The 554-nt window shown below is 50.9% G+C and carries 1 protein-coding gene; it reads left to right on the forward strand.

Annotated elements, in window-relative coordinates:
- Nucleotides 1–179 precede the first annotated feature (179 nt).
- Nucleotides 180–506 (forward strand): plasmid recombination protein, encoded by a 327-nt coding sequence (locus tag KP705_RS16515; protein ID WP_252348436.1) that lies wholly within the window; start codon nucleotides 180–182, stop codon nucleotides 504–506.
- Nucleotides 507–554: the final 48 nt, after the last annotated feature.

A 554-nucleotide genomic window follows, 5' to 3' on the forward strand; every position in this document is an offset into this window, starting at 1 on the left:
TTCGTAGAGTGAAGGATCACTCTACGAATGGTTTGTCGGTCAGCCAAATGTGCCATTACCGACAAAAAAAGAAGCTTTCTGAATATATCTGAAGAAGGGGTTTCCTTCTTCAGCTTACGACAATTTGCTTGCAAATTGTGTAGTAAGTCMACMTTTTGAAAAAAGGGGGCTGAAACACCATGTCAAAATTCGCCATTCTTCGGGTTCAGAAACTCAAATCGCCCAAGTCCGTCAGGGCGTCCATGAAGATCGCCTACCGAGAGCAGGATACGCCAAACGCTGACGACACGAGAACGCCAGACAATGACCTGATCGGGCCGCAGCACGTCAAACAGGGCATGATCGCGTTCGAGAAGGCGCTACCTGAGAAGATCCGCAAGACCGCCGTCCAGTGCATCGAATACCTGGTCACGTCCTCACCTGGCGCGTTCGAGAACCGGAACGCTGACCAGGAGGCGTATTTGGGGTCACGACACGAAAGTGTATTTTACGTACGCTTAGGGTGAACACCTACAGAACCGCCAGCATTGGGGTTCAAGCGACAAGCAGGGATG

The organism is Gluconobacter sp. P1D12_c, from assembly GCF_018812105.1.
Lineage (GTDB): Bacteria > Pseudomonadota > Alphaproteobacteria > Acetobacterales > Acetobacteraceae > Gluconobacter > Gluconobacter oxydans_A.

What these genes read in the sequence shown, in the direction of transcription:
- KP705_RS16515 (WP_252348436.1), top strand. Translation starts at nt 180, where the DNA reads ATGTCAAAATTCGCCATTCTTCGGGTTCAGAAACTCAAATCGCCCAAG.